Source organism: Micromonospora sp. URMC 107, from assembly GCF_051386315.1.
GTDB lineage: Bacteria > Actinomycetota > Actinomycetes > Mycobacteriales > Micromonosporaceae > Micromonospora.
In genome coordinates this window covers 1-18,601 of the sequence record NZ_JBPQTK010000121.1, presented here as the reverse complement: position 1 = coordinate 18,601, position 18,601 = coordinate 1, and the positions used below count along the sequence as shown (strand labels likewise).

At 74.7% G+C, this 18,601-nt stretch carries 12 protein-coding genes and 3 pseudogenes; 7 read left to right on the top strand and 8 right to left on the bottom strand.

Annotation, left to right across the window (positions count from 1 at the left end; all coding sequences use genetic code 11):
* Positions 1-64 precede the first annotated feature (64 nt).
* Positions 65-1,819 (top strand): annotated as a pseudogene (locus ACSNN9_RS22830) (hypothetical protein); the annotation flags it as partial.
* A complete protein-coding gene (locus ACSNN9_RS22825) occupies positions 1,819-3,609 on the top strand; it encodes a hypothetical protein (protein WP_436675298.1) in 1,791 nt (596 codons plus the stop codon). The pseudogene ACSNN9_RS22830 and the gene ACSNN9_RS22825, both read left to right, overlap by 1 nt.
* A gap of 88 nt (positions 3,610-3,697) precedes the next feature.
* On the opposite strand, the gene ACSNN9_RS22820 is transcribed toward ACSNN9_RS22825, so the two are convergent.
* Complete coding sequence (locus ACSNN9_RS22820) at positions 3,698-5,554, bottom strand: hypothetical protein (protein ID WP_436675297.1); 1,857 nt, start codon at positions 5,552-5,554, stop codon at positions 3,698-3,700.
* Positions 5,555-5,662: 108 nt separating this feature from the next.
* Here ACSNN9_RS22820 and ACSNN9_RS22815 point away from each other — a divergent pair, with 108 nt between their 5' ends.
* A complete protein-coding gene (locus ACSNN9_RS22815; RefSeq protein WP_436675296.1) occupies positions 5,663-7,048 on the top strand; it encodes an outer membrane protein assembly factor BamB family protein in 1,386 nt (461 codons plus the stop codon).
* A 40-nt stretch (positions 7,049-7,088) separates the two neighbouring features.
* On the opposite strand, the gene ACSNN9_RS22810 is transcribed toward ACSNN9_RS22815, so the two are convergent.
* Positions 7,089-8,276, bottom strand: a complete 1,188-nt coding sequence (locus tag ACSNN9_RS22810; protein ID WP_436675295.1) for a C39 family peptidase — start codon at positions 8,274-8,276, stop codon at positions 7,089-7,091.
* Between the two features lie 150 nt (positions 8,277-8,426).
* Here ACSNN9_RS22810 and ACSNN9_RS22805 point away from each other — a divergent pair, with 150 nt between their 5' ends.
* The 4 genes from ACSNN9_RS22805 to ACSNN9_RS22790 all read left to right on the top strand — a co-directional run bounded on the left by ACSNN9_RS22805 (position 8,427) and on the right by ACSNN9_RS22790 (position 11,289).
* Entirely contained in the window at positions 8,427-9,095 is a 669-nt protein-coding gene (locus ACSNN9_RS22805; RefSeq protein ID WP_358084829.1) for a response regulator transcription factor, read from the top strand.
* A 74-nt stretch (positions 9,096-9,169) separates the two neighbouring features.
* Positions 9,170-10,336 carry a sensor histidine kinase gene (locus tag ACSNN9_RS22800; RefSeq protein WP_358085128.1) on the top strand — a complete coding sequence of 389 codons (1,167 nt, stop codon included), beginning with the start codon at positions 9,170-9,172 and terminating at the stop codon, positions 10,334-10,336.
* A 162-nt stretch (positions 10,337-10,498) separates the two neighbouring features.
* On the top strand, positions 10,499-10,906 hold the full coding sequence (locus ACSNN9_RS22795; RefSeq protein WP_436675294.1) for a VOC family protein: 408 nt from the start codon (positions 10,499-10,501) through the stop codon (positions 10,904-10,906).
* Positions 10,903-11,289 carry a VOC family protein gene (locus tag ACSNN9_RS22790; RefSeq protein WP_358084835.1) on the top strand — a complete coding sequence of 129 codons (387 nt, stop codon included), beginning with the start codon at positions 10,903-10,905 and terminating at the stop codon, positions 11,287-11,289. The genes ACSNN9_RS22795 and ACSNN9_RS22790 overlap by 4 nt, the downstream gene beginning before the upstream one ends.
* A 54-nt stretch (positions 11,290-11,343) precedes the next feature.
* On the opposite strand, the gene ACSNN9_RS22785 is transcribed toward ACSNN9_RS22790, so the two are convergent.
* The 6 genes and pseudogenes from ACSNN9_RS22785 to ACSNN9_RS22760 form a co-directional block, all read right to left on the bottom strand.
* Complete coding sequence (locus ACSNN9_RS22785; RefSeq protein ID WP_436675293.1) at positions 11,344-12,117, bottom strand: hypothetical protein; 774 nt, start codon at positions 12,115-12,117, stop codon at positions 11,344-11,346.
* An 85-nt stretch (positions 12,118-12,202) separates the two neighbouring features.
* The gene (locus ACSNN9_RS22780) at positions 12,203-13,342 is read right to left on the bottom strand and encodes a hypothetical protein (RefSeq protein ID WP_436675292.1); all 1,140 of its coding nucleotides are present in this window, start codon (positions 13,340-13,342) and stop codon (positions 12,203-12,205) included.
* A 160-nt stretch (positions 13,343-13,502) separates the two neighbouring features.
* Positions 13,503-15,572, bottom strand: coding sequence for a 3-hydroxyacyl-CoA dehydrogenase NAD-binding domain-containing protein (locus tag ACSNN9_RS22775; RefSeq protein WP_436675291.1), 2,070 nt, complete (start codon positions 15,570-15,572; stop codon positions 13,503-13,505).
* Complete coding sequence (locus ACSNN9_RS22770; RefSeq protein ID WP_358084847.1) at positions 15,569-16,789, bottom strand: thiolase family protein; 1,221 nt, start codon at positions 16,787-16,789, stop codon at positions 15,569-15,571. The genes ACSNN9_RS22775 and ACSNN9_RS22770 overlap by 4 nt, the downstream gene beginning before the upstream one ends.
* A 104-nt stretch (positions 16,790-16,893) precedes the next feature.
* Positions 16,894-18,171 (bottom strand): annotated as a pseudogene (locus tag ACSNN9_RS22765) (ribonuclease D); the annotation flags it as partial.
* Positions 18,172-18,390: 219 nt separating this feature from the next.
* Positions 18,391-18,601: pseudogene (locus ACSNN9_RS22760) on the bottom strand (hypothetical protein); the annotation flags it as partial.

Below are 18,601 nucleotides of genomic sequence, written 5' to 3'. Positions count from 1 at the left end.
TGTATAAGAGACAGCCACCCCCTCCGACGCCGCCACCCCCTCCGGCGAGGCCGGCGCGGCGGGCGGCGCGGCCCGGGCGCGGCGGTGGACCCGGCGGCGGCAGGACCTCACGGTCCTCGGCCTGTTCCTGCTCGCCGCGGTGTGGGTGACCAGCCAGATCTGGGTGGACCCGGCCGGCCGGGTGGCCTCGCTCTACAGCAGCGACCCGGCCCAGGTGCAGTTCTTCCTCGCCCACTCGGTACGCGTGGTGCTGCACGGCGAGTTCCCGTTCTTCACCGAGCAGTTCAACTACCCCGACGGGGTCAACCTGATGGCCAACACGGCCATCCTCGCGCTGGGCATCCCGATGGTGCCGGTGACGCTGCTCTTCGGGCCGGCCGTGACCTTCGTGGTGCTGGTCACGCTCGCGCTCGCCGGCACCGCATCGGCCTGGTACTTCGTCCTCTCCCGGCACGTCGTGCGCAGCCCGCTGGCGGCGGCCGTCGGCGGCTGGTTCTGCGGGTTCTCGCCGGCGATGCTGTCGCACGCCAACTGGCACCCCAACATCATCTCCCAGTTCCTGCTGCCGTTCATCGTCTGGCGGGTGCTGGTCATCACCCGGTCGCGCCGGCCGTGGCGCGACGGCGTGCTGCTCGCCCTGATGGTCACCGTCCAGGCGTTCATCAACGAGGAGATCCTGCTCTTCACGGCGCTCGCCTGCGGGGTGTTCCTGCTCGCCGTGCTCGCCCAGCGGCCCGCGCTCTGGTCGGCGGCCTGGCGACCGCTGGCCAAGGCGCTCGCGATCTGCACCGTGCTCGCCGGGTCGCTGCTGGCGTACCCGCTCTACATCCAGTTCGCCGGGCCGATGGCGTACCACGGCCTGAGCGACGCGGTCCGCGACTACGGCAACGACATCGCGGCCTTCTTCGCGCCCGGCTCGCCGACGATCGGCGGCGACGAGCGCGCGAATGTCAACCTCGCGCCGAACTACTCGGAGGAGAACGCCTTCTTCGGCTGGAGCCTCTCCCTGATCGCCGTCGGCATCGTGGCCTGGCTGCGGCGGGAGCTGCTCGTCCGGGCACTCGCCGCGACCGGGGTGTTCTTCGCCGTGCTCTCCCTCGGCGAGCGGGTGTCCTGGTGGGACCGCGAGCTGTTCACCGGGCCCTGGGAGTGGCTGGTCCGGTTGCCGCTGCTCGACGCGGTGGTGCCCACCCGGTTCGGCCTGATCACCAGCGTGGTGGTCGGCATCCTGCTGGCACTCGCCGTCGAGCGCTCCCGGACGCTGCCGGTCGAGCGGCGCACGCTGCGTACGCTCACCGTGGCCGGGCTCGTCCTCGCACTGCTGCCGATCGCGCCGATGCCGTTGAAGGTGACCTCCCGCCCGCCGGTGCCGGACTTCATCACCGCCGACCGGTGGCGCGGCTACGTCGGTGAGGACCAGACCCTGGTGCCGATCCCGGTGCCGAACATGGGGCACACCCACGGGATGCGCTGGGCCGCCTCCACCAACCTCGACTTCAAGATCCCCGGCGGCTACTTCCTGGCGCCGCGCAACGGCAACACCGGCGACCCCGGCCGCTTCGGCGGCCGGCCCAGCGGCGTCGGCCAGCTGCTGGAGGAGGTCGCCTCGACCGGCCGCATCCCGAAGCTGGACGACCGGCAGCGCCGCCGCGCGCTCGACGAGCTGCGGCACTGGCGGGCGGCCATCCTGGTGCTCCCCGTCGCCCAGCACCACTCCGAGCAGCTGCGGCGCACCGTCGAGCAGTTGGTCGGTCCCGGCCGCCGGGAGCTGGACGTCTGGGTCTGGGACGTCCGGGCGCTGACCGACCAGCGGATCTGATGACCGCCCCGGCGGCGACCGGCACCGTCGAGGCGGCACCCGCCCGGCGGTCCCGCCGGCTGCCGGTACGCGCGCCGGACGCGCTGGTTGTCGCCGGCTACCTCGCCCTGGCGGTGCTGCTGACCCTCGGCCAGTGGGGCCGCCCGGGGCGGCTGTTCCACCAGGCGGGGGACCAGATCCTCTTCGAGTGGATGCTGGCCCGCGCGGCCCGGGCGGTGACGGGTCCGAAGAACCCGCTCTACAGCGCGGAGCTGAACGCCCCGGACGGGGTGAACCTGATGGCCAACACCTCGGTGCTCGGCCTGGGCGTGCCGCTGACGCCGGTCACCCTGCTCTTCGGCTCGCAGGTCGCGTTCCTGGTGGCCGTGGTCTGCTGCCTCGCCGGCACCGCGACCGCCTGGTACGCGCTGCTGCGCCGCCGGCTGGTCGACTCCCGGGTGGCGGCGGCCGTCGGCGGGCTGTTCTGCGGCTTCGCCCCCGGCATGGTCGCGCAGGCCGGGGCGCACCTGCACATGGCGGCGCAGTTCCTGGTGCCGGTGATCCTGGCGCTGGTGTTCCACCCGGACCCGCGCCGGGTGCGGCGGCACGGGACGCTGCTCGGGCTGCTGGTGGCGTACCAGGTCTTCCTCGGCGAGGAGGTGCTGGTCTTCCTGGTCCTCGCCGCCGGCACGTTCGCGCTGGCGTACGCGGCAGCCGACCGGGAGACGGCGCGCCGGCTGGCGCCCGCGCTGCTCGGCCGGCTCGCGATCGGGGTGGCGGTCTCGCTGCCGTTGCTGGCGTACCCGCTGTGGTTCCAGTTCTTCGGCCCGGGCCACTACCGGGGAATGCCCTTCCACGCGTACGGCTACCAGCTCGACGCCGCGTCGTTCACCGCCTCGGCGCGGCAGACGGTGCTCGGCGACGACCACCTGCCCGGCCTGCTCGCGCCCAACCCCACCGAGGAGAACTCCTTCTTCGGCCCGGGGCTGCTGGTGCTCGCCGTGGTGATCGTGATCTGGCTGTGGCGCCGGCCGCTGGTCCGCGCGCTGGCCGCCTGCGGGCTGTTCTTCGCGCTGCTCTCGCTGGGCGAGCAGGTCCGCCTGGACGGCACGCCCACCGGCATCCCCGGGCCGTACCGGCTGGTCGCCGAGCTGCCGCTGCTCGACCACGCGGTGCCGGCGCGCTTTCCGCTGGTCTGCGTCCCGGTGCTGGGCATCCTGCTCGCCCTCTCCCTGGACCGGCTCCGCCCCGAGGCCGCGGCCGGGCCGCGGGCGGGCGGCGTGCCGGTGCGGCTGCTCTGGGGCGGGGCGGTGGCCGCCGCGCTGCTGCCGCTGATCCCCACCCCGATCCGGACCGTGCCGGCCTGGCCCGTGCCGGCGTTCGTGGCCGAGGGCGGCTGGCGGGCCCACGTCCCGCCGGGTCGGACCCTGGTCCCGGTGCCGCCGGTGACGGGCGCCGGGGTCAGCCCGGCGATGCTCTGGTCGGCCCGCACCGGGCTGGCCTTCCCGGCCCCGGGCGGCTACTTCATCGGCCCCCGGGCCGCCGACGACCCGGCCGCCCGGTGGGGCGCCCCGGACCGCCCCACCGCCGAGCTGCTGCGCCGGGTGGCCGAGACCGGCGAGGTGCCGGTGGTCACCGACGAGCACCGCCGCCAGGCGGTCGAGGACCTGCGCCACTGGCGCGCCGCCGTGGTGGTCCAGGGCGGACTGCACCACGGCGACCCGGTGCGCCGTACGGTCGACGCGCTGCTCGGCCCCGGCCGGGAGGTGGCCGGCGCCCACGTCTGGGACGTCCGCCCGCTGGTCGGTTGACGTCCCGGCTTCGCGCGCCGGTCGGGCGACGGCCCAGCCTCGGCCTCCCGCCGGTCGACGGCCCAGCCCGCCGCCGTCCGGCGGCGGCTCAGCCGACGAGCGGCCGGACGTCCCAGAGCCACACGTCGTCGACGCGCTGGGGCGGACCGATCAGCGCGGTCATCAGCTCGCGCAGGACCGCCTCGCGGGGATGCGCGCCGAGGACGACCACGGAGGCGCGCCAGAAGCGCAGGTCCTCGACCGCCTGGCGGCGGTTCTCGTCGGTCAGCGCCGGAACCGCGTTGGAGTCCATAGTGGAGTAGATCAGGGTGCTGGTCGGCCGGTTCGGTGCGCCGAAGACGCCCTCGCCCAGCTCGTTCGGCCCGATGAAGTAGCCGCCGGGGACGGGGAACGCGTGCTGCGTCAGCGCGCTCCAGCGCAGCGTGGGCAGGCCGTGCACGTTGCTCGGGATCGGCACCGGCACCAGGCTCCGGCCCTGTGGCACGTACGGGCGCCAGCCGCCGGCGGTGATGAAGTGCGGCGGCGGGTCGACGGGCTGTGCGGGCAGCGGGCGCGGGAACAGCGGCAGCACGGCGAGCGCGACGGCCGCGTACCCGACCGGCCGGAGCCAGCGGCGGCGCGGCCCGGCGGCGTCGGCGGTGTCGTCGTCGCCGGTGCGGGGGGCCGGCACGGGCGGGCGACCGCTGCCGGCGACCGCGTCCCAGGCCAGGGCGAGCAGCACGCCGAGCGCCGCCGCCACCACCAGGGCCAGCCGGGTCGGCATCATCATCTCGACCAGCGGCAGGTCGTCGGAGACGTAGGCCCAGGGGCCGTCGGTCTCCGTCTCCACCCCGTTGACCCGCACCTTCGGGCCGATCGAGGCCACGGAGAAGACCACCACCAGCACCGCGAGGATCCGGGCGGTGAGCGAGCGGCGGACCAGCAGCACCAGCGCCACCACCGACAGCAGCACCAGCGGCCAGCCGAACCAGGTGTTCTGCTCGGTCAGCCCGATGGTCTTCTCCACCGCCTCGTCGCCGGCCACGGTGTCCCGGGCGAAGGTGACGAAGGCGGCCAGGTCCTCGCCCCAACTGTGGAACACGCCGCCCTGCAACCCGCGGTAGGACTGCGGGCCGTTGAACTGGAACCAGATCGGGTAGGCCGTCAGCAGCAGCGCCAACCCGCCGCCCACGCCGAGCGCCGCGGCGAAGGTGCCGGCCACCGCCCGCGTCCGCGCCGGCCGCATGATCGCGTACGCGACCACGACGACCAGGCAGGCCAGCGCGGTGAGCAGCAGCATCTCCTCGTTGATGAAGATCTGGTACGCCACCAGCAGGCCGAGCACGAGCCCGTTGCGCCGCCACCGGCCGGGCTCGCCGAGCCGGAGCACCCGCACCACGATCAGCGGCAGCAGGAAGTTCGAGACGAAGTTGGGCTGGCCGTTGGCGTGGTGCACGATGCCCGGCGCGAAGCCGAGGAACGCGCCGCCGACGAAGGCCGCCGCGCGGGAGCGCACCAGGTGCCGCGACAGCATCCAGTACGACGTGCCGGCGGTCGCGGCCAGCGCGCCGCCCAGGTAGAGCGCGTACATGACCTGCGGGCCGAGGAGCATGGTCAGCGGCGCCAGCGGCAGCGTCACCCCGAGCAGCGAGGTGTTCGCCATCATGTTCACCCCGTCCGGGGCGTTCTGCCGGTCGGTGAACAGCGGGTTCTCCAGGTGCCGCACCGAGTACGCGCCGTGCGAGAAGAGCCACTCGAACCAGCTGTGGTCGGTGGGCAGGTGCGACGACACCCGGTTCTGCACGTCCACCCAGTAGTTCAGGCACACGAAAACGCCGAGCAGGACATAGGCTCCGATGGCCAGTACGTCGGCGCGGGACGGCCCGCGCCGGGGCCGGCGCGTCGGCTCGGCCGCGTCGGGCTCGGAGACGGAGTTCAGCGAGGGGTCTACCACCGGCACAGCCACGACGCGCCATCGTACAGGCGCGCGGGCGTCGCTTTTGCCTCAGCCGGTGCGCCCACGGCCGATTTGCCGGTCCGCCGAGGTCACGGGTGACGGGGAGGACGGCACGCGATGGTCACCGACCTCGGCGTCGTCGTCTGCCGGCGCGACGGCGGCGCGTTCGGCGTCTGGGAGCGGCCGGAGGGCCGGGGGCCGGAAGGGGCGGGCGTGACGCTGATCGACCTGGGTGAGCTGCGCGACGAGCCGGGCCGGGAGGCGTCGCCGCCCCGCCCGCCCCGCGCCGTGGGCAGGCCGCTGCGGGTCGCGCTGGCGCTCGCGTTCCTCGTGGCCACCGTGGCGGCGGCCGCGCCGCTGCCGGCACGGGTCGCGGTCGTCGTGCCGGCCCGGCTCGGGTCGGAGGCGTTCCTGCACGGCGACCGGCTCTACGTCGTCGAACCGGCCGAGGGGGAGCCCGAGGGGACCGTCGAGGTGCGGGCGTACGCCCTGCCCGCGCGGACGCCGGCCGACGACGCGCCGCCTGCCCCGCTCTGGCGCACGCGGATCGTGGCGGCGGGCCGGTTCTGGCAGGTTCAGGCCGGGCCGGGGACGGCGCTCTTCTCGAGCACCGGGGACCAGGACGGGCAGACGGTCGCCCTCGACGCCGGGACCGGCCGCGAACGCTGGCGGCAGCCCGGCTACCCCTGGCCCGACCCGACCGGGATCCTGCTGATGCAGACCGGCGGGGTGGAGGGCGGCACCGTGCGGTCGGTCGATCCGGCCTCCGGGCGGGCGCTCTGGTCGGTGCCGACGACGGGCGAGGGCGCGACGTACGCCTTCCGCGACGGGCTGGTCGAGTGGATCGTGCTGGCTCCCGCGAAGGGGCGCGTCGAGGTGCGCGACCCCCGCTCCGGAGCCCTGGTGCACGCGGCGGACCTGGGCCTCGGCGAGCTGCCCGGCTACGGGCACACGGTGGTGGCGCACGACCTGCTGCTGGCCGTCCGGTCGTCCGCGGGCCTGGTGACCGCCTACGAGCTGGACGGGCTGCGGCGGCGGTGGGAGGCGCGCGTGCCCATGGTGGAGCACGTCGACGAGTGCGGCGGGCTGCTCTGCGCGCCCGGAGGGAACAGGCTCGTCGCGCTCGATCCGGCGACCGGCGCGCGCCGGTGGGACGGCGGACGATGGTTCGGGGTGCTGTCCGCACAGGACGGCCGGCTCCTGGCGGTCGCGCCCGGGGGCGGCGGTGAACGGTTCGGCGTGCTCGACGCGGCGACCGGTCGGGAGGTCGCCGACCTGGGCACCTGGCAGATGTTGCCCTGGTACGCCGACGAACGGTTCCTCGCCGTGCGACCGGCCGCCGCCGGCGGCGGGCTGGTGGTGGCCGAGATGGACGTCGTCGCGGGCGAGGCCCGGGTGCTGGACGTGCTCCGCGACGCCTCCGGGGACTGCCGCAGCCGCGCCGGCACCATCGTGTGCCGGCTGCGCACCGGCGAGTTGGGCGTCTGGCGCTACCCCGGCTGAGCCCGCCGCCCGGCTGCCGGGGCGGCACGCGCCGCCGGGATCACCAGTTGGGCTGCTCCGGCGCCGGGGGGAGCGGCACGCCGGGCGGCCGGAGCACGTACGCCACCCCGCCGCTGCCGCCCTGCCAGGCGGCCTCGAACCGGTCCCGGTCGACGGTCCGGCGCACCGCGTCGTCGTCCGGGGCGTACGGGTCGTTGAGCACCGGCGCGCCCGTGGCGGTGAAGCCGACGAGCACCATCAGGTGCCCGGCGGTGTCGTAGTCCAGCCCGGGCACCTCGCCGGCGGTGAACGCGGCGGAGACGATCAGCGGGATGCCGGCGGCCACGAACGCCTCCGCCTCGGCCAGCGAGCGCAGCCGGGTGACGAAGGCGTCCACGCCGTGCAGGCCCGCGTACGCGGTGTTGAACGCCCAGTTCCCGGCCCCGGCGTAGGCGTGGTCGTAGCAGTGCCGCGCGGCGTGCACCACCACCGGGCGGGGACCGGCCGGGGTCACCCAGGCGTACCGGGCCGGGGCCGGGGCGGCGTCGAAGAAGGCCAGCACCATGGAGGTGCAGGTGGGGCTGCACCAGGAGTCCCCGCCGCCGCCCCACTGTGGGTGGGTGCCGGCGTGCAGCCGCTGCGAGTAGCACGGCACGTCCAGCACGGTGCCCCAGCCGGTCCCCCCGGTCGACGCGGTCGACGCCGTCGGGCGCGGGCCGGCGGCGACCGCCCCGACGGCGCGCAGCACCGGCGTCGCGTCGGCGTCCTCCGGCCGGAGCAGGGTCACCCGGGCCTGCCAGCCGGTGACCGTCGCGCCCGTCACCACCAGGGTGTCCGTGTCCACCCGGGCGTCGGCGTCGTGCTGCCCGGGCACGGACGTCCGCCGGAACGCGTGGTCGTCGGCCGCCCAGTCGGCGAGGACGTACCACCCGGTCGACGGGGCGTCGTCGTGCCAGCCCCGCAGCTCCACGCGCAGCCAGCAGTCGCCGGGGGTGTCGCCGGTCCACGAGGGCACCACGTCGCGCACGGCGAAGCCGACCGGCACGGGTGGGGACGTCCAGCTGCCAGCCGCGTACCGGCGGGTGCGGCCGTCGGCGTCGGTGTGGTCGAGCCGGTCGACCGGGTCGGCCAGCTCGAGACCCCGCCGGCCGGCGCGCAGCCCGGACAGGCTGCCCAGCCCGGCGTCGCCGGGCAGGCGGAAGCCCCGGTAGGTGACGTCCCGCCGGATCGTCGGCGCCGCGTCGGTCATGCGTCTCCCCGTCCGTCGCGAAGGTTGATGCCGGAAGCATCGCGTACGACGAAGGTTTTCTGCAACGGGGCCGACCCCGGGACGGCGGGTGCGGCCCGGTTTGGTGGTCGGCACTAGGTTGTGGGTGGTCAGGGGCGCGAGGAGGCCGGGATGCGGGTACTGGTGGTCGAGGACGAGCGCAACCTCGCCGACGCGATCGCGCGGGGGCTGCGCAAGCGGGGCATGGCGGTGGACGTCGCCTACGACGGCGACAGCGGCCACGAGATGGCGTTCGTCACCCGGTACGACGTGGTGGTGCTGGACCGGGACCTGCCCGGCGTGCACGGTGACCAGATCTGCGCCGAGCTGGCCGCCTCCGGCACCCTCACCCGGGTGCTGATGCTGACCGCCAGCGGCACCGTCGCCGACCGGGTGGAGGGGTTGCAGCTCGGCGCCGACGACTACCTGCCGAAGCCGTTCGCCTTCGACGAACTGGTCGCCCGGGTGCAGGCGCTCGGCCGCCGGGCCACCCCCGCCGCGCCGCCGGTGCTCGAACTCGCCGACCTGGTGCTCGACCCGGCCCGCCGGGTGGCCACCCGGGGCGGCCAGCCGGTCGACCTGACCAACAAGGAGTTCGGCGTGCTCTGCGAGCTGCTCAAGGCCCGCGGCGCGGTGGTCTCCAGCGAGGAACTGCTGGAACGGGTCTGGGACGCCAACACCGATCCGTTCACCACGATCGTCCGGGTCACCGTGATGACGTTGCGCAAGAAGCTCGGCGACCCGCCGCTGATCGAGACGGTGGTCGGCGCGGGCTACCGCACGGCGGAGGCGTCGGCATGAGTGCGAGGAGTGAGCCGGCCCTGCGGGCCGCGCAGTCGCGGACGAAGGCGGACGCCGCGCCGCGGCGGGCCCGGCTGCGGCCCACGCTGCGGCTGCGGTTGACCCTGCTCAACGGCGTGCTGCTGGTCGGCGCGGGCGCGATCCTGGTGCTGCTGGCCTGGCTGCTGGTGCGCGACGCGCTGCGCCCGACCGACGAGCTGCTGCCCGGCACCACGGTGGTGCTGGCCGACGGCCGGTCGCTGGACGCCGCGCAGTGGCAGCGCCAACTGGTCGACGCCGCCAGCGCGGAGCTGCTGGCCAAGGGCCTGGTGGCGCTGCTGGCGATCAGCGTCGTCGGGGTGGCCGGCGCGTACGCGGTGGCCGGTCGGGCGCTGCGTCCGCTGCACCAGGTCACCGCCACCGCCCGCCGGCTCGGCGAGACCACCCTGGACCAGCGGATCGGCTACTCGGGCGCCGACGACGAGGTGGCCGAGCTGGCGGCGACCTTCGACGAGATGCTGGACCGGATCGCCGCCGCGTTCGAGGCGCAGAAGCGCTTCGTGGCCAACGCCTCGCACGAGCTGCGGACCCCGCTCGCGGTGATGCGCACCGAGATCGACGTGACGCTCAGCGACGACGAGGCGGACGCCGCCGAGTACCGCAGGATGGCCACCGTCGTCCGGGACGCCTCCGAGCGGGCCAACGGGCTGGTCGACGCCCTGCTGGTGCTCGCCCGCAGCGAGGCCCAGGCGGGCCGCCGGCTCGGCCGCCGCACCGAGTGCGACCTCGCCGCCGGTACCGCCAACGCCCTGTCGGCGGTACGCCGGGAGGTGGAGCGGATCAAGCTGCGGGTGCAGACCTCGCTGGAGTCCGCGCCGGTCGTCGGCGACCCCGGGCTGCTCGACCGGTTGGCCGGCAACCTGATCGAGAACGCGATCCGCTACAACCACCTGCACGGCCGGCTCTGGGTGCGGACCGGCTCGGACGGGTGCCGGTCCTGGCTGGTGGTCGGCAACACCGGTTTCGAGGTGGATCAGGCCGACGTGCCGGGCCTGTTCGAGCCGTTCCGGCGCGGCGGCCGGGAGCGTACCGGCGCGCGCGGCTCGGGCCTCGGGCTCTCCATCGTCCGGGCGGTCTGCGACGCGCACGGCGGCACGGTGAAGGTGATCGCCCAGCCCGGCGGCGGGCTGGAGGTCACGGTGACCCTGCCGGCGGCGGAGGCCGCCCCGGCGGTCACCGCCGAACCGGCCGCCCGACGGTGACGGGCGGGGGTTGCGGGGTGGGCTGGTCCGATGGAAGGATCATGGGGTCAGCTCGAGGACCGGAGGGGGGTGCGTCGATGTCCACCGTCATGATCTCCGCGCCCCGTCTCGCCGGCTGACCCTCACGCACGCGGGGCGCCTCCATCCTCAGCGGAGGAACCTGTGTATCCACGGATCCACAACATCAGTTTCGACTGTCACGACACCTACGCGCTCGCCGGCTTCTGGGCGGCGGTGCTCGGGTACGCCCGGCACCCCGACGACGCCCCGGGCGACCCGGAGGCGGTGCTGCTGCCTCCGGACGGTGCCACCCCGAACGTCTTCTTCCAGCGGGTCCCCGAGGCCAGGACGGTCAAGAACCGGGTGCACGTCTGCCTCGAACCGGCCGGTCGGACCCGGGAGCAGGAGGTCGAGCGGGTGCTCGGCCTCGGCGCGGTCCTGGTGAGCGACCACCGGCGCGCCGACGGTACGGGCTGGGTGGTGCTCGCCGACCCGGAGGGCAACGAGTTCTGCGTCCTGCGCGGCGCGGCGGAGCGGGCGGGTACGACCATCGAGGAGGAACACCCGTGAGCGCACGGATCCACAACATCAGCATCGACTGCCGCGACACGTACGCGTTGGCCGGCTTCTGGGCGCAGGTCTTCGACTGCCCCCGCCAGCCGGACGACTTCCCCGGCGACCCGGAGGCCATGCTGCTGCCCCCGGGCGGCCCGGAGGTGCTCTTCATCGCGGTGCCGGAGGGCAAGGAGGTGAAGAACCGTCTCCACCTCGACCTGGAGCCTGCGGACCGGACCCGGGACGAGGAGGTGGCGCGCCTGGTGGGCATCGGTGCCACCCAGGTCGCCGACCAGCGCCGCGCCGACGGCTCGGGCTGGGTGGTGCTCGCCGACCCGGAGGGCAACGAGTTCTGCGTGCTGCGCAGCGCCGCCGAGCGGGCCGCCACGGCGGGCTGACGCGAAGGGGCCCGTTTACCGTCGTGGGCGGGCCCCCGCGCAATGCCGTACGGGTCAGGACTTCTGCTCGACCTGCCCCCGGATGGTGGCGAACTCGGCGTGGGCCTGCTGGCCCGTCTTGAAGTAGATGATGACCATGCCGACGCTGCCCTTGTCGCTCCACACGCAGACGCCCAGCGGCACGTCCCCCGCCTTGGCGTCGCCGCACTTGGCCTCGCCACCGAGCGGGCCCGGATCCACGGAGCTCATCTCACCCAGCCGCACGTCGCTGGTGCGCGCGCCCCTGATGGTGTCCTCGAGCGCCCTGGCCGGGTCCGGGTTCAGGCCGGACGCGGCGGCGATCATCACGAGGTCCTTGTCGGCGGGGGTGCCGTAGAACCCGCCGACGGTGCTGGTGGCGCCGGGGATCGTCTTGTTGAGCTCCGCCTCGAGCTGCCGGGCGCCGGCCTGGAGGGTCGGGTCGGTCGCCTTGGGCCGCCCGGCGAGGGTCGCCGGCGCGACGACCCGGATCCGGGTGGCGTCGACGGTCTCCTTGACCTCGTCCTTGACGGCGAAGGCGACGATCGCCGCGCCGCCCAGGCAGAGCACGAGCACCACCGCGAGCGAGATCAGCACGATCCTGCCGGCGCTGGACTTCCGCGCGACCGGCGGGCCGCCGTACGGGACGCCCCCGGGCGGTGGCCCGTACCCGCCGGCCTGCGGCGGTGGCCCGTACCCGCCGGGCTGCGGCGGGGGTCCGTACCCGCCGGGCTGCGGCGGTGGGTACGAGTCGTACGGACCGCCGCCGTCGGGCGGCGGCGGGTAGGAGTTGGCGGGCGGGTAGGACATCGGTCGGCTCCCGGTCTGCGCGAGGGGAAATGGTGTTCCGTGCCGCCCGGCGTCCCACGCGGTCGTGGACGGCGACGCGTACCGGTCAGTACTTCTGCTCGATCTGGCCGCGGATGGCGACGAACTCCGCCGCCGAGGCGGCCGCGGAGGAGAAGAACATCACGATCATTCCGACGCTGCCGTGGTCGGCCCACGCGCAGACGCCCAGGGGCACGCCCGCGGACGCGCCGTCGCCGCACTTGGCCAGGCCGCCCTGCGGTCCCGGGGCGATGGTGGTCATCTTCGTGACGGCGAGCTCCTTGGAGATGCCCTTGATCGCGTCGTCGAGCTCCCCCTCGGGATTGAGCACGAAGGTGGAGGCGGCGATCACCATGACCATGTTCCGCTCGTCGGCGCTGCCGTAGAAGGCACCGGCGACGCCGGTCTCGCCGTTCACCGAGGCCCGCAGCTCGCGGACCATGTCGTCGGCCGCCTTCCGCAGGGTCGGCTCGGTGCTCTTCGGACGACCCGCGAGCGTCTCCGGCGTGACGACCCGGATCTGCGGGGCGGTGCTGGGCTCGGCGGACGGGGGGGCCTCGGACGTCGGGGCGGCGCTCGGCGTGGCGTTCGACGGTGCCGCGGTCGGGGACGCGGTCGGCGTGGGCCGGGGGTCGGCGCCCTGGTCGCCCTCGTAGGCGAGGTAGGCGATGCCGCCCCCGCCGAGGCAGAGCACCAGCAGCCCGACGAGGCCCAGGCTCAGGACCAGCTGGTGCGACCGCGCCGGGCGGCCCGCGCCGGGGGAGGGCGGCGGGTAGCCGGCGTACGGACTGGCGGGGAACCCGCCCTGCGGCGTGGCGGGATACCCGCCGTAGGGCTGCGCGGGGTACGGCTGGGCCGGCGGGGGCCCCGGGTGCGGTTGGGCCGAGGTGGGCCCCGGGTACGGCTGGGCCGACGTGGGCCCCGGGTGCGGTTGGGCCGAGGTGGGCCCGGGGTACGGCTGGGCCGACGTGGGACCCGGGTACGGCTGGGCCGAGGTGGGCCCGGGGTACGGCTGGGTCGGCTGGGGCCCGGGCCAGCCGCCGTCCGCCGGCTGCTGCCCGCCCGGCGGCGGCTGCTGCCCGCCCGGCGGGGACCCCCAGCCGGCGGCGGGCGGTGCCGGGTAGCCGTCCTGCCGCGGCGGGTGGAAGTCGTAGTGCGTGTCGTTCTCCGGCTGCCCGGACCAGGGATCGACCGGCGGTTGGGACATGATCAGCTCCAGGCGAGGGTGCGAACGGGTGATCGTAGCCAGCCACGGCACGGTACCGCTGTCCCGATCCCGACCGTATCGGCCGCAACGACGATCGCGGTGGCCACCACCATCCAAGCTGGACGGGGCAACCACCGCGAACGCGGGGGGCGGGGTTGGATCAGGCGGGCAGGCTGGCCACCCCGTGCGGCAGGAACCGCCGGCCGGTGACCCGCTCGGAGGTGCCGGTCCGGTCCAGGTAGGGCGTGACGCCGCCCAGGTGGAACGGCCAACCCGCGCCGAGGATCATGCACAGGTCGATGTCCTGCGCCTCGGCGACGACGCCCTCGTCGAGCATGAGCCGGATCTCCTGCGCCAGCGCGTCGAGCGCGTTCTGGCGCACCTGCTCGGCGGTGAGCGGCTGGTCGCCGACCACGAGCAGCTTGGCCACCTCGTCGTTGATCTGGTCGTCGACGACGATCGGCTGACCGGAGTCGGCGATCCGCTTGAGGTTCTCGCTGACGCCGAAGCGGTCCGGGAACGCGGCGTGCAGGGTGCCGCCCACGTGGTACGCGACGGCCGGCCCCACGAGCTGGAGCAGGGCGAGCGGGCGCATCGGCAGGCCCAGCGGGTCCAGCGCGCCGTTCGCCACGTCCAGCGGGGTGCCCGCGTCCACGGCGGCGAAGACGGTGCCGAGGAAGCGGGTGAGCAGCCGGTTGACCACGAACGCCGGGGCGTCGGAGACCAGCACGGAGGACTTCTTCAGCTGCTTGCCGACCGCGAACGCGGTGGCCAGCGTGGCGTCGTCGGTCCGCTCGCCCCGGACGATCTCCAGCAGCGGCAGCACCGCGACCGGGTTGAAGAAGTGGAAGCCGACCACCCGCTCGGGGTGCGCCAGCTCCTCGGCCATCGCGGTGATCGACAGGGAGGAGGTGTTGGTGGCCAGCACCGCCTCCGGCTTGACGATCTTCTCCAGCTCGGCCCAGACCTGCTTCTTGACGCCGAGGTCCTCGAAGACGGCCTCGATGACGAAGTCGGCGTCGGCGAAGACGCCCTTGTCGACCGAGCCGCTGACCAGGCCGTACAGCTTGGCGGCCGTGCCCTTGTCCATCCGGCCCTTGCTGACGGCCTTCTCGATCTGGGTGTGCACGTAGCCGACGCCCTTGTCGACCCGGGCCTGGTCCAGGTCGGTCATGACGACCGGCACCTGGAGGCGGCGGGCGAAGAGCAGGGCGAGCTGGCTGGCCATCAGGCCGGCGCCGACGATGCCGACCTTGGTGACCGGCCGGGCCAGCCCCTTGTCCGGCGCGCCGGCCGGCCGCTTGGCCCGCCGCTGCACCAGGTCGAACGCGTAGAGGCCGCTGCGCAGCTCCTCGGAGAAGACCAGGTCCGCGAGGGCCTCGTCCTCGGCGGCGGTGCCGGTGGCGAAGTCGGCGTCCTTCGCCGTCTCCAGCAGGTCCAGCGCCTTGTACGCGGCCGGGACCGCGCCGTGCAGCCGCGCGTCGAGGGTCTGTCGGGCGAAGTAGAGCACGCCCGCCCACATGTCCTTGTCGACCTCGGGCCGGGTCACGGTGACCTCGCCCCGGACGACGCCGGCGGCCCACTCCAGGGACCGCTCCAGGAAGTCCGCCGGCTCCAGCAGCACGTCCGCGATGCCCATCTCGGCGGCCTGCTTCGGCTTGAGCATCTTGTTCTGCATCAGCGGGTTCTGGATGATCACCTGGGTCGCCGCCGGGATGCCGATCAGGTTCGGCAGCAGCTGGGTGCCGCCCCAGCCGGGGACCAGGCCGAGGGAGACCTCGGGCAGGGCCAGCGCCGCCGCGCCGCCGGAGAGCGTCCGGTAGTGGCAGTGCAGGGCCAGCTCCAGGCCGCCGCCCATGGCCGCGCCGTTGACGAAGGCGAAGGTCGGGACCTCGCTGTCCCTGAGCCGGGCGAACACCCGGTGGCCGAGCCGGCCGATCTCCAGGGCCTGCTCGCGGTCGGCGAGCTGCGGCAGGCTGGTGAGGTCCGCGCCCACGCAGAAGACGTACGGCTTGCCGGTGACCGCGACGAACGCCGGGTCGGCGGCCAGGGCGGCGGTGATCGCCTCGTCCAGGCTGGTCAGGCCGCCCGGGCCGAAGCTGTTCGGCTTGGTGTGGTCGAAGCCGTTGTCCAGGGTGATCAGGGCGGCCGGCCGGTCCAGCCCCGGTACGTTCACCTGGCGCAGCAGCGCCCTGGTGACGACCTCGTTCGGTGCGGCGAGCGCGCTCACTTGTTGCCCTCCCCCTGAGCCGGCTTGCCGGACTCCGTCCAGTGCGGGTTCTCCCAGATGACCGTGCCGCCCATGCCGATGCCGATGCACATGGCGGTGACGCCGTAGCGGACCTCGGGGTGCTCGGCGAACTGCCGGGCCAGCTGGGTCATCAGCCGGACGCCCGAGGAGGCGAGCGGGTGACCGATGGCGATCGCGCCGCCCCACGGGTTGACCCGCGGGTCGTCGTCGGCGATGCCGAAGTGGTCGAGGAAGGCGAGCACCTGCACGGCGAACGCCTCGTTCAGCTCGAACAGACCGATGTCGTCGATGGTGAGGCCGGCGAGGCGCAGCGCCTTCTCGGTCGACGGGATCGGGCCGACGCCCATCACCTCGGGCTCGACGCCGACGAAGCCGAACGACACCAGCCGCATGGCGATCGGCAGGCCCAGCTCGCGGGCGACGTCCTCGGAGGCGAGCAGGCTGGCGGTCGCGCCGTCGTTCAGGCCGGCCGCGTTGCCGGCGGTGACCTTGCCGTGCGGGCGGAACGGGGTCTTCAGGGTGGCGAGCTTCTCCAGCGAGGTGTCCCGGGGGGCCTCGTCGACCGTGGCCAGGCCCCAGGCGTTCTCCTCGTCGCGCACCGCCACGGACACCAGGTCGTCCTGGAGCTTGCCGTTGGCGTACGCCTTGGCGGTCTTCTGCTGCGAGGCGAGCGCGAACGCGTCGGTGCGCTGCTTGGTGATGTGCGGGACCCGGTCGTGCAGGTTCTCCGCGGTCGCGCCCATGACCAGCGCGGACGGGTCGACCAGCTTCTCGGCGACGATCCGCGGGTTCGGGTCGACGCCCTCGCCCATCGGGTGGCGGCCCATGTGCTCGACGCCGCCGGCGATGGCCACGTCGTAGGCGCCCATGGCGATGCCGCTGGCGACGGTGGTCACCGCGGTCATGGCGCCGGCGCACATCCGGTCGATCGCGAAGCCGGGAACGGTCTTGGGCAGGCCCGCCAGCAGGGCGGCGGTCCGGCCGATGGTCAGGCCCTGGTCGCCGATCTGGGTGGTGGCGGCGATCGCGACCTCCTCGACCCGTTCCGGCGGCAGCTGCGGGTTACGGCGCAGCAGCTCGCGGATGCAGCGGATCACCAGGTCGTCGGCGCGGGTGTTGGCGTACATGCCACCCGCCTTGCCGAACGGGGTACGGACGCCGTCGACGAAGACGACATCCCGAACTTCACGGGGCACTTGAGCCTCCTCTTCGACCACGATTCGGCCTCCGCGCCGACAGGCGGCACTACGGACCGAACGAAGGTCGCCGGCACGGGCGTGTTCCTCCGGATGCTACTCGTCAGGCCGATCTGCCACTCGCGGGCGTTGAAGCCCCGCAGCGTCTCCGCGACGGTCGCCTCCGTGACCTCCTCCGGAGGCACCCAGGCCAGTCGGCGGACCGAGTCGGGGGCGATCAGGTTCTCCGGCGGCAGGTGGTGCGCGCCGGCGATGCGGACCACCACCTCCCGGCAGCGGGCCAGCCGGGCCGCCGCCACCGGGTCCCGCTCGGCCCAGCGGTGCGGCGGCGGGGGCCCTTCGACCGTCGGGGCGACCGGCAGGGCGTCGTCGGGCAGTTGCCGCGCGTCGTCCAGCGCGGCCAGCCAGGTGCGGGCCAGCCGGCGCACCGAGCGGCCACCGAAGCCGGGCAGGGTGAGCAGGGTCTTCTCGTCCTTCGGATCCAGCTCCGCCGCCGCGACGATGGCCGAGTCCGGCAGCACCCGCCCGGGAGCGGCGTCGCGCCGGGCGGCGATCTGGTCCCGCGCGTACCAGAGGGCACGGACGCGGGCCTGGGCCCGCGCCCCGCGGAGGCGGTGGATGCCGGAGGTGCGGCGCCACGGCTCGGCCCGGACCCGGGGCGGGCGGGCGCCGGTGCGCACCAGCGCGGCGAACTCCTCCGCCGCCCACGCGGACTTGCCCTGCCGGGTCAGTTCCTCGTCGAGCGCGTCGCGCAGGTCGACCAGCATCTCCACGTCGAGCGCGGCGTAGGTCAGCCAGGACTCCGGCAGCGGGCGGCTCGACCAGTCGGCCGCCGAGTGGTGCTTCTCCAGGCTGAACCCGAGTAGCTGCTCGGTCAGCGCGGCCAGGCCGACCCGCTCGAATCCGGCCAGCCGGGCGGCCAGTTCGGTGTCGAACAGCCGGCGCGGGCGCAGGCCCACCTCGGCCAGGCAGGGCAGGTCCTGGCTGGCGGCGTGGAGCACCCACTCGGCCTCGCCGATCACCGTGTCGAGGGCGCTCAGGTCGGGCAGCGGCAGCGGGTCGATCAGCGCCGTGCCGGAGCCGGCCCGGCGCAGCTGCACCAGGTAGGCGCGCTGGCTGTAGCGGTAGCCCGAGGCGCGTTCCGCGTCCAGGGCGACGGGGCCGGTGCCCGCCGCGAAGCGGGCCACGACGTCGGCCAGCTCGTCGGGCGTGGCGGCCGGCTGGGGCGTGCCCTCGCGCGGGGCGGTCAGCGGAACGGGCCCGTCGGCGGTCGGTTCGGTCCCCGCGGCCTCCGGCTCCGGTCGGGCCGACGGCGGGTGGTGCGCATCGTTTCCCGTACGGCTTTCGGCGGGCCGACGGCGCAGGGGTGGTTCGTCGGTCACCTGACAACCCTAGTGGGCGACGCGACGCGGTGGGTGAAGCCGGTCCGGTGTGTGTCGGCCGGCGACCGCCGGATGTCCTGCCGGGAGGCGGACATAGGGGAAGACAAAGGCCGTTGACGCAGGTACGGTCCGACGGGCCGTTGCGCGGGTACGGCATCATCAGGGTCCCGGAACGGAGCGGGGCGTCTACGGGGAGGGCAAGGCGATCATGACTGCTGGCTACGGGTCGGCGGACAGGGGCCCGGCGGGACCGGGCGACGGCGGGTTCCCGCCGGGGACGAACCGGCCCGGGCCACTACCGCCCCGGATCGAGCCGGTCGCCTCCGCGTATCCGCCGCCGGCCGCCCCCGGGCAGCCCTCGGCCGCCCCGTCCCCCCGGCCCGCCTGGTCGCCGCCGGCGCAGCCGGGCCAGTGGGGCGCGGCCCCGGGC

What these genes read in the sequence shown, in the direction of transcription:
- ACSNN9_RS22785 (WP_436675293.1), bottom strand. Translation starts at nt 12,117, where the DNA reads ATGTCCTACCCGCCCGCCAACTCCTACCCGCCGCCGCCCGACGGCGGC.
- ACSNN9_RS22805 (WP_358084829.1), top strand. Translation starts at nt 8,427, where the DNA reads ATGCGGGTACTGGTGGTCGAGGACGAGCGCAACCTCGCCGACGCGATC.
- ACSNN9_RS22825 (WP_436675298.1), top strand. Translation starts at nt 1,819, where the DNA reads ATGACCGCCCCGGCGGCGACCGGCACCGTCGAGGCGGCACCCGCCCGG.
- ACSNN9_RS22815 (WP_436675296.1), top strand. Translation starts at nt 5,663, where the DNA reads ATGGTCACCGACCTCGGCGTCGTCGTCTGCCGGCGCGACGGCGGCGCG.
- ACSNN9_RS22780 (WP_436675292.1), bottom strand. Translation starts at nt 13,342, where the DNA reads ATGTCCCAACCGCCGGTCGATCCCTGGTCCGGGCAGCCGGAGAACGAC.
- ACSNN9_RS22810 (WP_436675295.1), bottom strand. Translation starts at nt 8,276, where the DNA reads ATGACCGACGCGGCGCCGACGATCCGGCGGGACGTCACCTACCGGGGC.